Origin of the sequence: Actinoalloteichus spitiensis RMV-1378 (genome assembly GCF_000239155.1) — a bacterium.
In the GTDB taxonomy this organism is placed as follows: Bacteria; Actinomycetota; Actinomycetes; order Mycobacteriales; family Pseudonocardiaceae; genus Actinoalloteichus_B; species Actinoalloteichus_B spitiensis.
On record NZ_AGVX02000416.1, the window covers coordinates 1 to 1896 of the forward strand.

At 73.9% G+C, this 1896-nt stretch carries 1 protein-coding gene and 1 tRNA gene; both read right to left on the reverse strand.

Annotated elements, in window-relative coordinates; translation table 11 throughout:
* Positions 1-855 precede the first annotated feature (855 nt).
* On the reverse strand, positions 856-1473 hold the full coding sequence (locus ACTIDRAF_RS29615) for a GNAT family N-acetyltransferase (RefSeq protein ID WP_016700127.1): 618 nt from the start codon (positions 1471-1473) through the stop codon (positions 856-858).
* A 155-nt stretch (positions 1474-1628) separates the two neighbouring features.
* Positions 1629-1705 (reverse strand) — tRNA-Met (locus ACTIDRAF_RS0218050).
* Positions 1706-1896: the final 191 nt, after the last annotated feature.

Below are 1896 nucleotides of genomic sequence, written 5' to 3' on the forward strand. Positions count from 1 at the left end.
CTCCACCCCGCGTCGCTCAGGACCTGATCTCCGACCAGTGCGACGGTGTCCGCCGCTCGCCCTGACAGGAGATAGCTTAGAGGATGGGCGGATCACCGGCAAACCCGGGGGTCCCTCGAACGCCCAACTCCCCCGCCCACCGCCCTGAACTGCGACGATCGGCATGCTGGCGCGGTGGCGTCCGCACGAGCGGGCCTCCCCCGTACCTCACCCTCCGCGCGCCGCCGTCGACGCTGCTCCCCGGGGCCGAGCTCAGCCGCCCCGGCTTTCGCCCACGCCGGCGGACCACCTCTCCTCAGGAGGGGTGACCGCCCGCCAGCCCTCCGTGCCGCCGCCCGAGGGGCGATGCCGCCCGCCGTGCGCTGGCCCACGGGTCCGCCGGGCAGGGGACGAGGGCGGCCGGTCCGCGGCCGTCGTCGACGGGGTCGCCCGCCGGCGAGGCTCGTCCGGGCACCGGGCCGGACGTCGGGACTGGTCGCCTGGTGGCCCCGTCGCCGCCCCGACCGCCCACCCACGTCTGGTCCTGGTCGACCACGGGAACGCCAGGGACCCGAAGGAGGACCGGGCGTCGGAACGGAGCCGCACGCCCGCACCGGCCCTCCCTCCCCGGGAAGCGACCGGAGCCGGCGCGGTCGACCCGTCGCGGCTGCGCGACCGCGTCCCCCTGCCCTTCACGCCCATCGAACCCACCGACGGCGTCCTGGTGGTGGTCCCGCCGCCCGTGCGGCGCTCCATCAAGGGACTGGGCGGGGAGGTGGCTTCGACGCTGGGACGTTGGTGTTCACCGGGGGGTGGATGGCGGGGGCCGTGAGGGGTCGGCCCGGCCCGCAACGCGTCCCCCTGGAGCTGCCCGGGTCACCGGGCGCCGTCGCCCTCCCCACCGTCCGGGTCCCCCTGGCCTCCGGTGCCGGGCGAGGGCGGGTGGCTCCAGCGGCCTCGGGGCCGGTCGGCACGGTGAACGTGGTGGATGCCGTCGTCAAGGGGGTTGTCCGGGGTGAGGTAGCCGGTCGCGACCAGGGAGTAGCCTGCGCGGCGCAGGGCTGCCCAGGACGGGGTGTTCGAGGCCGCGACGGGAACGATGATGGCGCTGGCCTCGGGGTGGTCCCGCCAGCACAGTCCGGTGAAGGCCTCGACCAACCGCGTCCCGAGGCCCTGCCCCAGCAGTTCCGCCTCCCCGATGAAGTAGTCGATGGTGAGCGCGTCGGGCGGGACGTCCACGAGCTCGACCAGTTCACGGTGCCCTTCCGGGTAGTCGTGGATCCGGCACCGCTGCGCGAAGCCGATCGGGCGGTCCGCCCGGAACACGAGGTAGTCCTCGGACGGTTCCTCGCCCAGGACACTGCCGGCGAAGTCGCGTTCGATGGCCGCGTCACTCGTGTCGTGCGCCCAGTAGCGAGCCACGTGCGGACGGCGGAGCCAGGACTGGATCAGCGGGAGGTCCTCGAGACGGGTCCGGCGGAACCTGAGCGTCATACCGCTCACTCTCCCAGCGTCCTCCGACAGCCGTGCCGCGCCCGTCGACAGGGCGGAGACCGCCCGGCGGTGGCCCTCCCCGGGGCCACCACGGCGGGCCAGGAACCGGGGACGCGAGAAGGCCCCGCACACCGGAAGGTGTGCGGGGCCTGACGTGGTAGCGGGGGCAGGATTCGAACCTGCGACCTCTGGGTTATGAGCCCAGCGAGCTACCGAGCTGCTCCACCCCGCGTCGCTCAGGACCTGATCTCCGACCAGTGCGGCGGTGACCGCCGCTCGCCCTGACTTCAGTCAGTTTAGAACGGATCAACCAGGAACGCAAACCGGCGAAGGCCGCACCGCCCGTGACACCCGTCTCATCCACCCCCGAACGAGGGCGACGCCCCGGGGAGTGCTCCCCGGGGCGTCGCTCACGGAGTCAGC